The following is an 18,316-nucleotide window of genomic DNA, read 5'->3' on the forward strand; positions in this document are numbered from 1 at the left end:
GGTATAAATTGAAAAGAGTTACTTAAGGGAGTTGTGGATCAGGAACTCTTCTTCAACACCTTTCAATTTCATCTCATCCATAATGAAGTTCACCGTGTTCAACAAACGTTGTTCACCTTTAGGAATCAGATAGCCGAACTGACTGTTGGTGAATGGAGTTTCGCAGCGTGCCGCTTCAAGACGTTCATCAGTTACTTGATAGAATAGACCTTCAGGCGTTTCTGTTACCATCACATCAACTTTGCCTTCTGCTACTGCTTTCGGTACGTCGAGATTGTTCTCGTAGCGTGTGAAGCTTGCATTCTGCAAGTTCGCGTCGGCAAAGATCTCGTTAGTACCGCCAATGTTCACGCCCACACGAACAGAAGAGAGGTTCACTTTCTCAATGCTGTCGTACTGTTCTGCGGTGCCTTTTGCAACCAAGAAACACTTACCAAAGGTCATGTAGCCTTGAGTTTGTTCCGCGTTTAACTGACGCTGCATTTTACGTGTAATGCCGCCCATTGCGATGTCGTACTTATCGTCGTCTAGATCGGCCAGTAGATCTTTCCATGTGGTACGAACAATCTTCAATTCAACGCCTAATTGTTCCGCGATGTGCTGTGCAACGTCGATATCGTAGCCAGAGTAGCTTTTACCATCGAAGTAAGAGAAAGGCTTGTAGTCACCTGTGGTGCCCACACGCAGAGTACCTGATTTTTGAATGTCTTCTAGCTGGTCAGCGTGTGCGACACCAGAAAGTGCCAGAGCAATGGAAGCAAGTAATAGTGATGTTTTTTTCATTGTAATTGTCTGTTGTGTTTGTGTTGTCATTCAAAGTAACAGAAACAATCAGAGAAAGAGATCAAACCATTGGAAAGGTTGGAAAAGAAGATGAAACGAGGGCAGGAGATAGGTATTTCTATGGTTTGTGAGCATTGATCGAGGTGCGTTTCATATTCCGTTTTGATAAACCGAAGACAAACAAAAAGCCCATGTTATCGAATAACATGGGCTTCATTTTGGTTTAACTTGTTAGCTGCTTATTTAGCTATTTAGCAACTGACTCGTTGTTCATCTTAGCCGGAGCTTTAGATGCGTTAACCAATAGGATACCAACGGTTAGTACCATTGAACCACATAGTAGGAACAACAAGCGTCCTGTTGGTTCGTTTGGAATCAGAGCCATTGCTAGGATACCGAAACCTGCTGTGCTGATAAGCTTACCAAGCATTGAACGCTGTTTAGTATCTAGGTTTTGTTGCTCTTCACCTTCCGCTACAAGCGGCGTGTTCCAGTTAGTGAATAGTTGGTCAACTTCTTTCTCACGCTCTGGCGATAGGCCTTTGTAGAAGCGAGAAGTCATGATGAAGTAACCACCAGTAAACACTACGTGAGCAGCTAGGCTAAGACCCACTTTCAAGTCGCTCCATTCACGGCCAGTAAGCGCTGTTTCTAGACCAAATAGGTGCTCGATGTCTTCTGCTTGAAGCGAGATACCGAAGATGTAAGAAACGAAGCCACCAACGATTAGCGTAGACCAACCAGACCAGTCAGGCGTCTTACGAATCCACATACCAAGTAGTACAGGGATAAGCATTGGGAAGCCAATTAACGCACCTACGTTCATTACGATATCGAACAAGCTTAAGTGACGCAGAGAGTTAATGAACAAGCCAATCGCGATGATGATAATACCCATCATGATAGTGGTTAGCTTGCTGACAATAACCAGCTCTTTCTGAGTCGCGTTTTGACGAAGAATCGGGCTGTAGAAGTTCATTACAAAGATGCCAGCGTTACGGTTCAGACCTGAATCCATAGAAGACATTGTCGCAGCGAACATTGCTGACATAAGAAGACCAACCATACCTGCTGGCATTACGTTCTGTACGAATGCTAGGTAAGCAGCATCACCGGCTTTGTCGCCCATTGATGTGTATTGCTCAGCGAACTCAGGCATGAATGCACTAACGTACCAAGGTGGTAGGAACCAAATTAGTGGACCAATAACCATAAGGATACATGCTAGGCCTGCCGCTTTACGTGCGTTTTCACTGTCTTTTGCACATAGGTAACGGTATGCGTTGATGCTGTTGTTCATTACACCGAACTGCTTCACGAAGATGAATACAACCCAAAGGATGAAGATGCTCATGTAGTTTAGGTTGTTACCTAACATGAAGTCGCCGTCGAAGTTAGCAACAATGTTAGTTAAGCCGCCACCGTGGAAGTAAGCTGCTACCGCACAAGTGATTGTCACGGCCATGATTACAAGCATTTGCATGAAGTCAGAAGCAACAACCGCCCAAGAGCCGCCGGTTACTGCCATCAATACTAGAACCATACCCGTTACCACAATGGTAGCTTCCATTGGGATGTTGAATACCGCTGCTACAAAGATAGCTAGACCGTTTAGCCAGATACCTGCAGAGATAAGGCTGTCCGGCATACCTGCCCATGTGAAGAACTGTTCAGACGTTTTACCAAAGCGCTGACGAATAGCTTCGATCGCCGTTACCACACGAAGTTGGCGGAACTTTGGAGCGAAGTACATATAGTTCATGAAGTAGCCAAAAGCATTGGCTAAGAATAGGATTACAATAACGAAACCGTCATTGAATGCGCGTCCTGCGGCACCTGTAAACGTCCATGCTGAAAATTGTGTCATGAAGGCAGTTGCACCAACCATCCACCACAACATTTTGCCGCCCCCTCTGAAGTAATCACTTGTAGAGGTGGTGAACTTACGGAACATCCAACCAATCGCGATTAAAAAGAAGAAGTAGGCGAGAACAACAAAAGTATCAATAGTCATCTTTTCAGCCTTTTAAATATCATAATTAACTGGGCTTAGATTAACGCGTCTCAAGGTTTATTTGTACTACAATATGTCTTTAGTATGATCTAGGTCGCATTGATTTTTCGGCCTCTAACACGTGGTTATATAAGTATTTGTTTTAATTGAATTTAAATGTGAGTGTATTTTGTTTGAGATCTAAAATAAATTGAGGGTTAAATGTTTATATGTATTACAATATAAACAAAAGCGCTTACTTTGCCGTATCTATAAGATTTTAATTATAACCGTAACAAATGTGCTACAAATTGGTGTGTTGTGCGACGACATTCACGTTAATTTGGAACTCTATACTGAAAAATTCTGTATTGGGATTTCAAGTGTAGCTCATTGTTTTCACTTCGCTATTTTGTATTTGTCTGCGGCTCTGTAGCCTTTCTATGCTATTTATTCATTTTTTCGTGCCATAGAGGTGCATATTTGGAATTTTTGTCACTGAGTGGGCGTTAAACTGGACGGACGGGACACATTTTGCGGTGCACTTTGTCTATTGTGACCTTCATTAGATGCCACGAGAGATGTTTGATGACGTATCGAAAAGGAACATTGCTGGGTAAGGGGCTGGATAAGAAGCTGGATAGGCGATAGGGGGCACCAGTAACGCTTCGTTAGATGCGTGCTGAAGTCGATTGAAAGCTTACATTACTTGTTATTGCCTGTCTTAGTCGCGGAGCTGGACGAGCCCATAGAGAGAAAGGCGATAAGGTGTGGGGGAAACATAATGTTGATTGAGCGTGTTTTACGGTTAGTCAGCGCAATAAACGCCAGATAACAAAAAGCCCCACCGAGGTGAGGCTTCATCACTCAATCTAAAATAGATTAAGCGTTAACGTGATCAACTGCGTCACGAACCAGCTTGCCTAGTTCGTCCCACTTACCTTCGTCGATAAGGTTAGTTGGAACCATCCAAGTACCGCCACACGCAAGTACAGAAGGGATCGATAGGTATTCATCAACATTCTTCAAGCTTACGCCACCAGTAGGCATAAATTTAACAGGGTAAACCGCTGTTAGTGCTTTAAGCATACCAGTACCGCCAGAAGGCTCAGCAGGGAAGAACTTCAACGTGCGAAGGCCCATTTCCATTGCTTGTTCAACTAGGCTTGGGTTGTTAACACCCGGTACGATTGCAACGCCTTTATCGATACAGTATTGAACAGTGCGCGGGTTGAAACCTGGGCTTACGATGAAATCAACGCCAGCTTCGATAGATGCGTCAACTTGCTCGTTAGTCAGTACAGTACCTGAACCAATTAGCATGTCTGGGAATTCTTTACGCATGATGCGAATCGCTTCGATTGCACATTCTGTACGTAGCGTGATTTCTGCACATGGCATGCCGTTTTCAACAAGTGCTTTACCTAGAGGGATAGCGTCTTCAGCACGGTTGATAGCGATTACAGGAATTACTTTTAGGTTTGCTAGTTGTTCATTTAATGTCGTCATGAATTCTTTCTCACGTTAAATGTGGGCTTGCTTTCAACTAAGCAAACCCTTGATTAATAGTTAAAGTGCGTAATTATAGAGACAGATCAGGCGTCGCTTCTAGAGGAATGATAGCACCTGGATGCTGAATCACAGTCCCTGCCACAATATGACCTGCTAACGCTGCATCACGTGCATTGCCACCGCTTAAGCGCTTAGCTAGGAAGCCCGCGCTGAACGAGTCGCCAGCCGCTGTAGTATCAACAATGTTGTCTACTGGGTTTGGAGCAACGTACTGAGCGCTTTGGCTTTCAACTACTAAGCAGTCTTTAGCACCACGTTTAATGATGATCTCTTTCACACCAGATTCAGACGTACGTGCAATACACTGTTCAATGCTTTCGTCGCCGTACAACTCTTGCTCGTCATCGAACGTCAGTAGAGCCGTGTCTGTGTACTTAAGCATCTTCAAGTACCAAGAAATCGCTTCTTGTTGGCTTTCCCAAAGTTTTGGACGGAAGTTATTATCGAAGAATACTTGGCCGCCTTGAGCTTTAAATTTGTCTAAGAAGTTGAATAGCTGTGTGCGTCCATTCTCTGTCAAGATAGCAAGCGTAATACCACTTAGGTAAACCGCATCAAAAGAGAATAACTTGTCAAGTAGAGCAGGTGTGTCTTCCTGGTCAAACATGAATTTTGCTGCAGCATCATTACGCCAGTAGTGGAAACTGCGTTCACCAGTTTCATCGGTCTCGATGTAGTAAAGCCCTGGTTGTTTGTGATCAAGCTGAGCAATTAAGCTAGTGTCGATACCTTCCGCTTGCCACTTTTCTAACATGTCGGTACTGAATGGGTCAGTGCCTAGTGCTGTTACGTAGCTCGTGTTGATATCTTGCTCTTTTGTTAAGCGAGACAAGTAAAGTGCAGTATTTAGTGTGTCGCCACCGAAACTTTGCTTAAGCCCGTCTTGTTTCTTTTGTAGCTCAACCATGCACTCGCCAATGACCGCGATGTTTAATGATTTCATATGCTTACCTTAGCAACTGAGGTTGCGCTGTTTATTATTTTAGGAAATCTTCACGCGCAGGGTTGAAGATATCAAGAAGGATGCTGTCTTGCTCTAGTGCAACTGCACCGTGCATCATGTGTTTACGAGCGAAGTAAGCATCGCCTTCTTTAAGGACTTTCTTTTCGCCTTCAATCTCAGCTTCGAAGCTACCACGAACTACGTAACCGATTTGGTCATGGATTTCGTGAGTATGAGGGTGGCCAATCGCGCCCTTATCAAAACATAGGTGTACTGCCATTAGATCGTCAGTGTAAGCAACGATTTTACGCTTAATGCCGCCACCAAGTTCTTCCCATGGGTTTTCATCTAGGATAAAGAAAGAGTTCATTGTGTATCTCCTAATCTGTTTAAATCTTTTAAGTGTTACTTAACTTGCATCCATCATAAGGGAATGAGCCTAATTGTAATACAATATATCTAAATTTGTGTGATATTGATCAAGCGATACTTCATATAGCGTAAATAAATCAACAACTTAATAAATGGCTGATATTTACCATTAGTCAGCTACATCAATGACTTATGACTAATAGTGTGACTCTACTCATCATTTGGCGACGAATAGGTATAATTAAAGCTCATATTGTATTACTTTATATGGAGTTTGAAAATTTAATCAAAGTTTAAGCAGATAAACTCTTTATTGAGGGTGACAAAGAATATGACGACTAAACCAGTATTGTTGACTGAAGCTGAAATAGAGCAACTTCACCTTGAAGTGGGCCGTTCTAGCTTAATGGGCAAAACCATTGCAGCGAACGCGAAAGATCTAGAAGCATTCATGCGTTTACCTATTGATGTCCCAGGTCATGGTGAGGCTGGTGGTTACGAACATAACCGCCATAAGCAAAATTACACGTACATGAATCTAGCTGGTCGCATGTTCTTGATCACTAAAGAGCAAAAGTACGCTGACTTTGTTACAGAATTACTAGAAGAGTACGCAGACAAATACCTAACGTTTGATTACCACGTACAGAAAAACACTAACCCTACAGGTCGTTTGTTCCACCAAATCCTGAACGAACACTGCTGGTTAATGTTCTCAAGCTTAGCTTACTCTTGTGTTGCTTCAACCCTGACACAAGAACAACGCGACAATATTGAGTCTCGCATTTTTGAACCAATGTTAGAAATGTTCACGGTTAAATACGCACACGACTTCGACCGAATTCACAATCACGGTATTTGGGCAGTAGCGGCTGTCGGTATTTGTGGTCTTGCTCTTGGCAAGCGTGAGTACCTTGAAATGTCGGTGTACGGCATTGACCGTAACGACACTGGCGGCTTCCTAGCGCAAGTTTCTCAGCTGTTTGCACCGTCTGGCTACTACATGGAAGGTCCTTACTACCACCGTTATGCGATTCGTCCAACGTGTGTGTTCGCTGAAGTGATTCACCGTCATATGCCTGAAGTGGATATCTACAACTACAAAGGCGGCGTGATTGGTAACACAGTACAAGCGATGCTTGCGACGGCTTACCCGAACGGCGAATTCCCAGCTCTGAACGATGCATCTCGCACAATGGGTATTACAGACATGGGTGTTCAGGTTGCAGTGAGCGTTTACAGCAAACATTACTCATCTGAAAACGGCGTTGACCAAAACATTCTTGGTATGGCGAAGATTCAAGACGCAGTTTGGATGCACCCATGTGGTCTTGAGCTATCTAAAGCTTATGAAGCGGCGTCTGCTGAGCAAGAAATCGGCATGCCTTTCTGGCCAAGTGTTGAATTGAACGAAGGCCCTCAAGGTCACAACGGCGCGCAAGGCTTTATCCGTATGCAGGATAAGAAAGGCGACGTTTCTCAGTTAGTGATGAACTACGGCCAACACGGCATGGGTCACGGTAACTTTGATACGCTGGGTATTTCTTTCTTCAACCGTGGTCAAGAAGTACTGCGTGAATACGGCTTCTGTCGTTGGGTGAACGTTGAGCCTAAATTCGGCGGCCGTTACCTAGACGAAAACAAATCTTACGCTCGTCAAACAATTGCACATAACGCAGTAACGATTGATGAAAAATGTCAGAACAACTTTGACGTTGAACGTGCAGATGCAGTACACGGCTTGCCACACTTCTTCAAAGTAGAAGACGAGCAAATCAATGGCATGAGCGCATTTGCTAACGATCATTACGAAGGTTTTGACATGCAACGCAGCGTGTTCATGCTAAACCTTGAAGAATTAGAATCTCCGCTACTATTAGATCTTTACCGTTTAGATTCTGAGAAAGGCGGTGAAGGTGAGCATCAGTACGACTACTCACACCAATATCAAGGTCAGATTGTTCGCACTAACTTTGAATACCAAGTAAACAAAGAGCTAAACACTCTAGGTGACGATTTCGGTTACCAACACCTATGGAACGTGGCAAGCGGTGAAGTGAAGGGCACAGCACTTGTAAGCTGGCTACAAAACAACACGTACTACACTTGGCTAGGTGCAACGTCTAACGACAATGCTGAAGTGATCTTTACTCGCACTGGCGCTAACGACCCAAGCTTCAACCTACGTTCAGAGCCTGCATTCATTCTACGCAGCAAAGGCGAAACAACACTGTTTGCTTCTGTTGTTGAAACGCACGGTTACTTCAACGAAGAATTCGAGCAATCAGTCAATGCTCGCGGCGTTGTGAAAGACATCAAGGTTGTCGCGCATACAAATGTAGGTTCAGTCGTCGAAATCAGCACAGAAAAATCAAATGTGACCGTGATGATCAGCAACCAACTTGGTGCGACTGACAACACTGAACACAAGGTAGAACTGAACGGCAAAGTATACAGCTGGACAGGCTTCTACTCAGTAGAAATAATTTTAAACCCAGAATTAGCAAGCACAGCAGAGCAGGGGAAATAATAATGAGCTATCAACCACTTTTACTTAACTTTGATGAAGCAGCAGAGCTTCGTAAAGAACTTGGCAAGGATAGCCTTTTAGGTAACGCACTGACTCGCGATATTAAACAAACTGACGCTTACATGGTTGAAGTTGGCATTGAAGTTCCAGGTCACGGTGAAGGCGGCGGTTACGAACATAACCGTCACAAGCAAAACTACATCCACATGGATCTAGCCGGCCGTTTGTTCCTTATCACTGAGGAAACAAAATACCGTGACTACATCGTTGATATGTTAACTGCGTACGCGACGGTATACCCAACGCTTGAAAGCAACGTAAGCCGTGACTCTAACCCTCCGGGTAAGTTGTTCCACCAAACGTTGAACGAGAACATGTGGATGCTTTACGCTTCTTGTGCGTACAGCTGTATTTACCACACGATCTCTGAAGAGCAAAAACGTCTGATCGAAGACGATCTTCTTAAGCAAATGATCGAAATGTTCGTTGTGACTTACGCACACGACTTCGATATCGTACACAACCACGGCTTATGGGCGGTGGCAGCAGTAGGTATCTGTGGTTACGCAATCAACGATCAAGAGTCTGTAGACAAAGCGCTTTACGGCCTGAAACTAGACAAAGTAAGCGGCGGTTTCTTAGCGCAACTTGACCAACTGTTTTCGCCAGACGGCTACTACATGGAAGGTCCTTACTACCACCGTTTCTCTCTACGTCCAATTTACCTGTTCGCAGAAGCGATTGAACGTCGTCAGCCTGAAGTTGGTATCTATGAATTCAACGATTCAGTGATCAAGACAACGTCTTACTCTGTATTCAAAACCGCATTCCCAGACGGTACATTGCCAGCGCTGAACGATTCATCGAAGACAATCTCTATCAACGATGAAGGCGTTATCATGGCAACGTCTGTGTGTTACCACCGTTACGAGCAGACTGAAACTCTGCTTGGTATGGCTAACCACCAACAAAACGTTTGGGTTCATGCTTCAGGTAAAACATTGTCTGATGCTGTTAAAGCAGCTGATGAAATCAAACCATTCAACTGGGGTAGCCTGTTCGTTACCGACGGCCCTGAAGGTGAGAAAGGCGGCGTTAGCATTCTTCGTCACCGTGATGAGCAAGACGACGATACCATGGCGTTGATCTGGTTTGGTCAGCACGGTTCTGACCACCAGTATCACTCTGCGCTAGACCACGGTCACTACGATGGCTTACACCTAAGCGTATTCAACCGTGGCCACGAAGTGCTGCACGATTACGGCTTCGGTCGTTGGGTAAACGTGGAGCCTAAGTTTGGCGGTCGTTACATCCCAGAGAACAAGTCTTACTGTAAGCAGACGGTTGCTCACAACACAGTAACGGTTGATCAGAAAACGCAGAACAACTTCAACACAGCACTGGCTGAGTCTAAGTTTGGTCAGAAGCACTTCTTCGTAGCAGACGACCAGTCTCTACAAGGCATGAGCGGCACCATTTCTGAGTACTACACTGGCGTAGACATGCAACGCAGCGTGATTCTTGCTGAACTACCTGAGTTCGAAAAACCGCTAGTAATTGATGTGTACCGCATCGAAGCTGACGCTGAGCACCAGTACGACTTACCCGTTCACCACTCGGGTCAAATCATTCGCACTGACTTCGATTACAACATGGAAACAACGCTTAAGCCATTAGGTGAAGACAACGGTTACCAACATTTATGGAACGTTGCTTCAGGCAAAGTGAACGAAGAGGGCTCTCTAGTAAGCTGGCTACATGACAGCAGTTACTACAGCCTAGTAACCAGCGCGAATGCGGGCAGCGAAGTGATTTTTGCTCGCACTGGTGCTAACGATCCAGACTTCAACCTTAAGAGTGAGCCTGCGCTTATCTTACGTCAGTCTGGTCAAAACCACGTGTTTGCTTCTGTACTAGAAACGCATGGTTACTTTAACGAGTCTATCGAAGCCTCTGTAGGCGCTCGTGGTCTGGTTAAATCAGTATCTGTTGTGGGCCATAACAGTGTCGGGACTGTTGTTCGCATTCAGACTACTTCTGGTAACACTTACCACTACGGTATTTCAAACCAAGCTGAAGACACGCAGCAAGCAACTCACGCTGTTGAGTTCGCGGGTGAGACATACTCGTGGGAAGGGTCATTCGCTCAACTGTAAATGATCAACACACATACCGTTTAACGATGGTGTGTGCTGATGTGGTGCTTTGCGGGAACGAAGCGCCATATCATGTTCGATTGTAAGGGTGTTCGCATCTAAGTAACTGAACGAAATTAATGTCGATGACAAAGAATATCGGAAATAAGTCAAACCGAGTAACTCGTTGTGAGTTGCTCGGTTTTTTTATGCGTGTAGGACAGAGGCTGATGTAATTTGGGAAGGGGATCTCATTTAATAATCTCTGGCGGTTAATGAATTGCGCTTCTAAAGGTGTACCTTTTTCCCATGGTTTTTCGAGGCTGTGCTGGTGGTTTTCATACCGATACAAAGAGGGTTAGTTTTGAGTACGGATTTATGAGTGATTTAAGATAACGTTTCTCACAGGATGTTTTTTAAATCTCTGATTATAAAAATTTGCAGGTTGTGATTCGTTTGGATTTTACTCAATTGGCTGTAGGTTGAAATACTGTTATAGTAATCCTTAAATAATACATAAACATAACATATAAAATAAGTGAACTTATGGTTAGCACTTTTAATTCAATTTCGGGCTCGAAGCGTAGCCTGCACGTGCAAGTAGCGCGTGAAATCGCTCGTGGAATCTTGTCTGGCGATCTGCCGCAAGGTTCTATTATTCCTGGTGAAATGGCGTTATGTGAACAGTTTGGTATTAGCCGAACGGCACTACGTGAAGCAGTTAAACTATTAACTTCTAAAGGTTTGTTAGAGTCCCGCCCGAAAATCGGTACTCGTGTAGTCGACCGCGCATATTGGAACTTTCTTGATCCTCAGCTGATTGAATGGATGGATGGTCTAACCGACATAGATCAATTCTGTTCTCAGTTTTTAGGCCTTCGCCGTGCGATTGAACCTGAAGCGTGCGCACTGGCGGCTAAATTTGCAACGGCTGAACAACGCATTGAACTTTCAGAAATCTTCCAAAAAATGGTAGAAGTGGATGAGGCTGAAGTATTTGATCAAGAGCGTTGGACAGATATTGATACTCGTTTTCATAGCTTGATCTTTAATGCGACAGGTAATGACTTCTACCTGCCATTCGGCAATATCTTGACTACGATGTTCGTGAACTTCATCGTGCACTCTTCTGAAGAAGGAAGCACGTGTATCAATGAACACCGTAGAATCTATGAAGCAATCATGGCTGGTGATAGTGATAAGGCACGAGTTGTGTCTGCTGCACACTTGCAAGATGCCAACCACCGTCTGGCGACGGCGTAATAGAAATAATCTAGAGCGTAGGTAGATGAGTCACCTCATATAGAGATGAACAGCATTACGCTCGGATAAACGACTTAAAAGGGTATGCCAAGTGCATACCTTTTTTGTTGTCTACCGTTTACGAAAATTGGCTGCTTTCATGTATGAAAAAAGCCAGAGACTGTTGTCTCTGGCTTTGAGTTGTTTCAATATTCTAGCTTAAACAAGCGGCTAATCATGATGTTCGTAAGTTTGCTTTTGTTTCTGCTTTTTCTTCATTTTTAACGTTGAATAAACCGAGAATACAGCTAACACGATAAACGCGAGAGCAATAGGACGCTCATAAAGGAAAGACCAACTGCCATCGTACATCAGCAGTGATTTTCTAAGGTTTGTTTCTGCCATTGGCCCTAAGATGATCGCAAGCAGAATCGGTGAAGAAGGGATATCCAGTTTAGTTAAGATAAAGCCAAGTAGACCGAAACCGATTGCAATACCCACATCAAACATCGAGTTGTTAATTGCGTAAGCGCCGACAATTGAAAGGAAGACAATGATTGGAATCATGATGATCTTCGGTACTTCAATGATTCGACAGAAGAAGCGAATACCCATTAAACCAATCACTAACATCACAAGGTTAGCGACCAACATTGAGCTGAACACGCCATAAACCACTTCGGGGTTTTGGGCGAATAGCAGTGGGCCTGGTGTGAGTCCTTGTACTATAAGTGCACCAAGAAGAACCGCTGCCACGGCATCTCCAGGAACACCTAGTGTTAATAACGGAACTAGCGAGCCACCCGTTACGCCGTTGTTTCCAGATTCAGCGGCTGCAAGGCCACGAACCGAGCCTTTACCAAACTCTTCTGGGTTCTTAGACGAACGTTTTGCTTCGTTGTAACAAACAAATGCAGATATATCAGCACCAGCACCCGGTACCGAGCCGATAGTTGTTCCCATCAAACCACTTTTTATGGCCGTTGGTAGCATTTCTTTGAGATCACTTTTACTTAATAGTTTGTGGTCAAATTTCGGTGCAACGACTTTCTTTTCAGAGAACAGCTTCTCTAGTTGGTTTAATGCCTCAGATAGAGCGAATAAACCAATTAAGACAGGGATGACATTGATTCCGCTGTAAAGATCCATGATGTCAAAAGTAAATCTTGGCACACTGCTGATTGGGTCGAGTCCAACAGTTGAAACCAATAATCCAATGGTTCCCGCAAGTAACCCTTTAAAAATGTTGTTCGAAGAAACACTCGCAATAATCGTTAAACCAAACAGAGCGAGTGCAAAATATTCTGGCGCATTAAAACGCAGTGCAAAGGTCGCTAATTTAGGCGCAATCGCGATGAGGACGATAGTACTTAACAGCCCGCCAATAAATGATGCAACAGCAGAAATACTTAATGCTCTTGCTGCTTGTCCTCTAACAGCCATAGTGTGACCGTCGAGTACACTTGCTGCAGAAGCCGGTGTTCCTGGGGTTTTAAGTAAAATTGCGGCAATTGAGCCACCGTAAATCCCACCAATGTATACACCAATTAACATCACAAGGGCTGAAGTCGGTTCCATGCCAAAGGTAAATGGAAGGAGAATTGCCACGCCCATTGTCGCTGTAAGTCCGGGTAGTGCGCCTAAAATAACGCCGCCCAGTACGCCAAAAACAAGGACAGGAAGCACTGCAAAGCTAACTGCAGTTGCGAGACCATCGATTAGATATTCAAACATATGACCTCCTAAGACCACGTTGCTTCAGGAAGCGCGATGTAGAACACCTCGCCAAATAGATAGTAAACCGCGAACACAAAGACAACGGCGACAACGTAATAGATTGGCTTCTTCACTTTGAAGTAAACGAGGTAGAACATAAATGCAATCAAACTAGCATAAAGGTAGCCAACTACACTGATGAGTAATGCGTAGCCAATAAGAAAAGCAACGCCGAAAATCGACATCTTGCTTATCATCACTTCTTGTTGTTCAGAGGCACCTTTTAATTTGTGTTGAACGATGAGAACAATACAGATAGCAATTTGGGCAATCACAATCACCATCGGGAAGAATTTTGCATCGACACTTGCATCTTGGTACATCGGACGATCAAATTGAGTGATCAGCGCGAACGCGATTGCGCTAAGGATAATGATGATAGAAGGGAAAACGACGTTTCGGTTTAAGTAAGAGTGAGAGTTAGACATGGAGTTTACCCCTAAAAAGTAAAGCAAGGGAAAGGTACAAACTAGTAACAGAGGCACAACTGATAAAAGCTGTGCCTCTGAACAAAGGTTATTGAATTAATTGAGTCAATGATTTTGTATCTTCTGCAACAAACTCAGTGAAGGCTTTGTCATCAAGATTGTGAATCGTCATTGCACCTTTCGCCATGAAAGTTTTGAACTCTTCACTTGCCATTGCTTCATCAAATGCAGCCCCCAACTTTTCGATTACTGCATCAGGTGTATCTTTTGGAGCACCAATACCGCGCCATGTACCTGTTACTACATCAATGCCTTGCTCTTTCAAAGTAGGAACATCTGGAATGTACTGAATACGTTCTTCAGACATGACACCTAATGCTTTTAGTTGGCCTGAACGAAGTTGAGCGATAGCTTCACCAGGAGTAACCATAGTGACGTCTGTGTGATGGCCTAGTACAGCAGGAATTGCTTCTGATGCACCGTTGTAAGGGATAGCGTTTAATTTAATGCCTTGATCTTTTTCAAGAGACATTAGGTAGAAGTTTGGCGCAGCGGTTGAAGCGAATTTTACGCTGCCTGGTTTTTCTTTGGCTTCCTTAATCAGGTCGTTAATCGTGTTGTATGGGCTATCTGCTGCAACCAATACGACCGCAGGATCTAAGTTAACTAAACGAATGAGTTTAAAGTCGTCAGCGGTATGACGCATCAAACCCATTTGAGGAAGTGAAGCGATTTCACGTGTTACTACTGTTAATGTGTAACCATCCGCACGCTGCTGAGCACCAAAGCTCATCCCAACTGCGCCTGCGCCACCAGTACGGTTCATGATTGAAATATTTTGCCCAAGAATGTCTTTCGCGCTATTTGCAAGAGTACGACCAACGGCATCGGTGCCGCCGCCCGCGCCAAATGGCACAACTAAGCGAATGTTTTTGCTTGGATAGTCAGCTGCAATTGACGTTGCAGAAACAAGTATACCGGCTGCTAGCATAATGGATTTTAATAGTTTACTCATAATAAGTACCTTCTGTTTCTAATTATTAGCGATATGTTTTTGTAGGGTTTTCTGCTTTTTCTGTTTGGTATTCGTGCATTGCTAACTGTTCAATAGCTACCGCTATCCAGCCACTGATCAGCATGTCATACCATTGTTGTACACCACTGCAGGCAACAACCACGTTTCCGTAAACAAACGAACCATAAAACAGTAAGTCTTCGTCACGTAGTGAAGATGGGTGTTGGGAGTGCAGTGTTAGATTGCTTGTCGATTCTCGCCACGCTTGTTGTGCTTTCTTACGGGCAAGGTGATCAAACTTGATTGTCCAGTTGTCAGGAGCTCCTAACGACTCTTCATATAGAATGGCGTCTTCAAAAGAGGCTTCCCAAGGCTTGAGGTGTGGATTCATAACGACAATATGCAGTTCTTTTCTATTCGTTCTTTCAAACAGCTTGTCGATAGAGGGTTTAACGATATCGATAGCGTCTTGAGTGATATCTTTCATTGATCGCATTCCACATGTCCTTACGTTTGGTAGATGAATATAGAATATTGTATGACAATAATTCTTCAATTAACGATGACTTGGAAGCGGGGAGCGATCACAAGTGAAAGTCTTCTAACTAGACTTCGATCTTGTTTTAACCATATTGTTTCGGAAATAGTGTGATTCTGGTCTTTTTTTGAGCTGGGTGTAAATGGACACAGATCCAGTTTTATTTTGGCTGATTTCCTAGATATAAACTCACCACCATATGCTCGCCGTTCTGTTAATTCATATGGGAGAAAATTTTGGCTTGATAATCGAGCGTCCTATAACACAACGAGTTATATGCGAACATGTCAGCGGCTCACCTGCAAGACGCTAACCACCGTTAAGCTAAACGGGTGTTTCAACTATTATGTGAACCACTTAAACGTCCCGATGAACCATTTATAGGTTCATCAAAACCAGTCAAAAAGGTATACCAAGTGAATGCTTTTTTTGTTTTTAAGAAGTGTGTTGCACCATGTGTAGCACGGTTTTGGTTCACTCCCGATTAACTCTTTCTTAAGGCAATTTTTCTTGTATACGTTTAGCGGTAGTTCTTTTTACCATCGTAATTAAGAGAATATTGCGGCGAGATTTGTGTTTTAGACACTCGATCTCTCCTCAAATAATTATGCACCATCCATGATTTTTCATTTTTTATCTTTTGAATCCATCATCATCTCAACAAGATATGTGGCTTCTATATTGAGTAACTTACGTAGAATTCTAATAGAATTAGCTACTCTCAATTGATATAAAACACTGGTTTATTGTGTGATAAATGAGGGTGATTCAGCTCTGATTTGGCTTTTATTATTTTTGAGAATTTTATATCTATATGTGTTTGGTTGTATTTGTTAATAAGTGTGCAAAGTCTCGCTTTTTTATAAGTCTTTGATTTTAATGGGTATGATGTTCTTTGGTCTTGGTTTTTTGAGTTTTCATCTCAAACACCAGTAATTTCCTTAATGGATTGGCCATATTCCATCCTATGTCATATATATAATTAACTTAATCAATCAAAATAAGATCGCCATCACTTATTTAGATTATTGTACTACAAATAAAGTTTGAGATTTCCTATAGTCCTCGTAACAAAATACAACGGACAAAGGATACACGATGGAACTCAACACGATTATTGTCGGCATTTATTTCCTATTCTTGATTGCGATAGGTTGGATGTTTAGAACATTTACAAGTACCACCAGTGACTACTTCCGCGGGGGCGGTAACATGTTGTGGTGGATGGTTGGTGCAACCGCCTTTATGACCCAGTTTAGTGCATGGACATTCACCGGTGCGGCAGGTAAAGCGTATAACGATGGTTTTGCAGTAGCGGTCATCTTCGTAGCCAACGCATTTGGTTACTTCATGAACTTCGCATATTTTGCTCCAAAGTTCCGTCAACTACGTGTAGTAACGGTAATCGAAGCAATTCGTATGCGTTTCGGTGCGACTAACGAACAAGTGTTCACTTGGTCTTCAATGCCAAACAGTGTTGTTTCTGCCGGTGTATGGTTAAACGCACTAGCAATCATCGCTTCTGGTATCTTCGGTTTCGACATGACAGCAACTATCTGGATTACCGGTTTGGTTGTATTGGCAATGTCTGTAACGGGTGGTTCATGGGCGGTAATTGCATCTGACTTTATGCAGATGGTTATCATCATGGCAGTAACCGTGACATGTGCTGTTGTTGCTGTTGTTCAAGGTGGCGGTGTTGGTGAAATCGTGAATAACTTCCCTGTAGCGGAAGGCGGTTCTTTCCTTTCTGGTAACAACATTAACTACTTAAGCATCTTCAGCATTTGGGCATTCTTCATCTTCGTGAAGCAGTTCTCTATTACTAACAACATGCTTAACTCTTACCGTTACCTAGCGGCTAAAGACTCAAAGAACGCGAAGAAAGCGGCGCTACTAGCGTGTGTGCTAATGCTTTGTGGTGTATTTATCTGGTTCATGCCTTCTTGGTACATTGCAGGTCAAGGTGTCGACCTAGCAGCAGCTTACCCAGAAGCAGGTAAGAAAGCGGGTGACTTTGCCTACCTATACTTCGTACAAGAGTACATGCCAGCAGGTATGGTTGGCCTTCTAGTTGCGGCGATGTTTGCAGCGACAATGTCTTCAATGGATTCTGGTCTAAACCGTAACTCGGGTATCTTTGTTAAGAACTTCTATGAACCAATCGTTCGTAAAGGTACGGCTAGCGAAAAAGAACTAGTAACGGTTTCTAAGATTACTTCTGCCGTGTTTGGTATTGCTATCATCCTTATTGCACAGTTCATCAACTCGCTTAAAGGTTTGAGCCTGTTCGATACCATGATGTATGTAGGCGCACTGATCGGCTTCCCAATGACAATTCCTGCATTCCTTGGCTTCTTTATTAAGAAGACTCCGGACTGGGCTGGTTGGGGTACGCTAGTGGTTGGTGGTTTTGTTTCTTACTACGTGGGTTTCGTTGTTAACGCTGAAATGGTCTCTTCAATCTTCGGTCTAGAAGAGCTAACAAGCCGTGAATGGTCTGATGTTAAGGTAGCTATCGGTCTGATTGCTCACATTACGCTGACAGGTGGTTTCTTCATCCTATCAACTCTGTTCTACAAGCCATTAACTGAGAAGCGTCAAGCAGACGTTGATAAGTTCTTCGGCAATCTGTCTACTCCATTGGTTGCGGAGTCAGCAGAACAGAAAGTACTGGATAACAAACAGCGTGAAATGCTTGGTAAACTGATTGCGGTAGCGGGTGTCGGTATCATGCTAATGGCTCTACTTACTAACCCAATGTGGGGACGTCTAGTCTTTATCCTTTGTGGTGTGATTGTTGGTGGTGTTGGTGTGCTATTGGTTAAAGCGGTCGATGACGGCGGCAAGCAAGCGAAAGCAGTAACCGAAAGCTAATATAGAGAAAACGTTTATAATAGAATGCGACGACTCGAAAGGGCGTCGCATTTTTTGTTCTGCGAAACGGAAAAACTGTCAGGTGGAAGATATCTGACCTAAATCACGAAAA

General features: G+C 43.6%; 13 protein-coding genes. 4 read left to right on the forward strand and 9 right to left on the reverse strand.

What is annotated here, in order from left to right:
* Positions 1-18: 18 nt before the first annotated feature.
* The 5 genes from AB6E54_RS15595 to AB6E54_RS15615 all read right to left on the reverse strand — a co-directional run bounded on the left by AB6E54_RS15595 (position 19) and on the right by AB6E54_RS15615 (position 5,661).
* A complete protein-coding gene (locus AB6E54_RS15595; RefSeq protein ID WP_017067326.1) occupies positions 19-783 on the reverse strand; it encodes a transporter substrate-binding domain-containing protein in 765 nt (254 codons plus the stop codon).
* Between the two features lie 247 nt (positions 784-1,030).
* Positions 1,031-2,797, reverse strand: coding sequence for a sodium:solute symporter family transporter (locus tag AB6E54_RS15600; protein WP_102332113.1), 1,767 nt, complete (start codon positions 2,795-2,797; stop codon positions 1,031-1,033).
* An 861-nt stretch (positions 2,798-3,658) separates the two neighbouring features.
* Entirely contained in the window at positions 3,659-4,285 is a 627-nt protein-coding gene (locus tag AB6E54_RS15605; protein ID WP_017069898.1) for a bifunctional 4-hydroxy-2-oxoglutarate aldolase/2-dehydro-3-deoxy-phosphogluconate aldolase, read from the reverse strand.
* Positions 4,286-4,358: 73 nt separating this feature from the next.
* Positions 4,359-5,291: a sugar kinase gene (locus AB6E54_RS15610; protein ID WP_017061485.1), complete on the reverse strand. Its 933-nt coding sequence runs from the start codon at positions 5,289-5,291 to the stop codon at positions 4,359-4,361.
* Between the two features lie 34 nt (positions 5,292-5,325).
* Positions 5,326-5,661 (reverse strand): cupin domain-containing protein, encoded by a 336-nt coding sequence (locus tag AB6E54_RS15615; RefSeq protein ID WP_009846518.1) that lies wholly within the window; start codon positions 5,659-5,661, stop codon positions 5,326-5,328.
* 333 nt (positions 5,662-5,994) lie between these two features.
* Between AB6E54_RS15615 and AB6E54_RS15620 the strand changes: the two genes are divergently transcribed.
* The 3 genes from AB6E54_RS15620 (at position 5,995) to AB6E54_RS15630 (ending at position 11,591) form a co-directional block, all read left to right on the forward strand.
* Positions 5,995-8,193, forward strand: coding sequence for a heparinase II/III family protein (locus AB6E54_RS15620; protein ID WP_372106153.1), 2,199 nt, complete (start codon positions 5,995-5,997; stop codon positions 8,191-8,193).
* A gap of 2 nt (positions 8,194-8,195) precedes the next feature.
* A complete protein-coding gene (locus AB6E54_RS15625) occupies positions 8,196-10,349 on the forward strand; it encodes a heparinase II/III family protein (RefSeq protein ID WP_372106154.1) in 2,154 nt (717 codons plus the stop codon).
* A gap of 525 nt (positions 10,350-10,874) precedes the next feature.
* Positions 10,875-11,591, forward strand: a complete 717-nt coding sequence (locus AB6E54_RS15630; RefSeq protein WP_010438348.1) for a FadR/GntR family transcriptional regulator — start codon at positions 10,875-10,877, stop codon at positions 11,589-11,591.
* A gap of 210 nt (positions 11,592-11,801) precedes the next feature.
* On the opposite strand, the gene AB6E54_RS15635 is transcribed toward AB6E54_RS15630, so the two are convergent.
* The 4 genes from AB6E54_RS15635 to AB6E54_RS15650 form a co-directional block, all read right to left on the reverse strand.
* A complete protein-coding gene (locus tag AB6E54_RS15635) occupies positions 11,802-13,304 on the reverse strand; it encodes a tripartite tricarboxylate transporter permease (RefSeq protein ID WP_372106155.1) in 1,503 nt (500 codons plus the stop codon).
* An 8-nt stretch (positions 13,305-13,312) separates the two neighbouring features.
* Positions 13,313-13,774: a tripartite tricarboxylate transporter TctB family protein gene (locus AB6E54_RS15640; RefSeq protein ID WP_372106156.1), complete on the reverse strand. Its 462-nt coding sequence runs from the start codon at positions 13,772-13,774 to the stop codon at positions 13,313-13,315.
* An 88-nt stretch (positions 13,775-13,862) separates the two neighbouring features.
* On the reverse strand, positions 13,863-14,789 hold the full coding sequence (locus AB6E54_RS15645; RefSeq protein ID WP_010438355.1) for a tripartite tricarboxylate transporter substrate binding protein: 927 nt from the start codon (positions 14,787-14,789) through the stop codon (positions 13,863-13,865).
* Between the two features lie 25 nt (positions 14,790-14,814).
* A complete protein-coding gene (locus AB6E54_RS15650) occupies positions 14,815-15,285 on the reverse strand; it encodes a hypothetical protein (RefSeq protein ID WP_016785024.1) in 471 nt (156 codons plus the stop codon).
* Between the two features lie 1,140 nt (positions 15,286-16,425).
* Between AB6E54_RS15650 and AB6E54_RS15655 the strand changes: the two genes are divergently transcribed.
* Positions 16,426-18,204 (forward strand): sodium:solute symporter family transporter, encoded by a 1,779-nt coding sequence (locus tag AB6E54_RS15655; protein ID WP_017061477.1) that lies wholly within the window; start codon positions 16,426-16,428, stop codon positions 18,202-18,204.
* The last annotated feature ends 112 nt before the right edge of the window (positions 18,205-18,316 follow it).

The sequence above is a fragment of the Vibrio sp. 10N.247.311.49 genome (genome assembly GCF_041467655.1).
Taxonomy (GTDB): Bacteria; Pseudomonadota; Gammaproteobacteria; order Enterobacterales; family Vibrionaceae; genus Vibrio; species Vibrio crassostreae_C.

Excerpts from the sequence above, each read along its gene's own strand:
- AB6E54_RS15595 (WP_017067326.1), bottom strand. The coding sequence starts at position 783 with ATGAAAAAAACATCACTATTACTTGCTTCCATTGCTCTGGCACTTTCT.
- AB6E54_RS15600 (WP_102332113.1), bottom strand. The coding sequence starts at position 2,797 with ATGACTATTGATACTTTTGTTGTTCTCGCCTACTTCTTCTTTTTAATC.
- AB6E54_RS15605 (WP_017069898.1), bottom strand. The coding sequence starts at position 4,285 with ATGACGACATTAAATGAACAACTAGCAAACCTAAAAGTAATTCCTGTA.
- AB6E54_RS15610 (WP_017061485.1), bottom strand. The coding sequence starts at position 5,291 with ATGAAATCATTAAACATCGCGGTCATTGGCGAGTGCATGGTTGAGCTA.
- AB6E54_RS15615 (WP_009846518.1), bottom strand. The coding sequence starts at position 5,661 with ATGAACTCTTTCTTTATCCTAGATGAAAACCCATGGGAAGAACTTGGT.
- AB6E54_RS15620 (WP_372106153.1), top strand. The coding sequence starts at position 5,995 with ATGACGACTAAACCAGTATTGTTGACTGAAGCTGAAATAGAGCAACTT.
- AB6E54_RS15625 (WP_372106154.1), top strand. The coding sequence starts at position 8,196 with ATGAGCTATCAACCACTTTTACTTAACTTTGATGAAGCAGCAGAGCTT.
- AB6E54_RS15630 (WP_010438348.1), top strand. The coding sequence starts at position 10,875 with ATGGTTAGCACTTTTAATTCAATTTCGGGCTCGAAGCGTAGCCTGCAC.
- AB6E54_RS15635 (WP_372106155.1), bottom strand. The coding sequence starts at position 13,304 with ATGTTTGAATATCTAATCGATGGTCTCGCAACTGCAGTTAGCTTTGCA.
- AB6E54_RS15640 (WP_372106156.1), bottom strand. The coding sequence starts at position 13,774 with ATGTCTAACTCTCACTCTTACTTAAACCGAAACGTCGTTTTCCCTTCT.
- AB6E54_RS15645 (WP_010438355.1), bottom strand. The coding sequence starts at position 14,789 with ATGAGTAAACTATTAAAATCCATTATGCTAGCAGCCGGTATACTTGTT.
- AB6E54_RS15650 (WP_016785024.1), bottom strand. The coding sequence starts at position 15,285 with ATGCGATCAATGAAAGATATCACTCAAGACGCTATCGATATCGTTAAA.
- AB6E54_RS15655 (WP_017061477.1), top strand. The coding sequence starts at position 16,426 with ATGGAACTCAACACGATTATTGTCGGCATTTATTTCCTATTCTTGATT.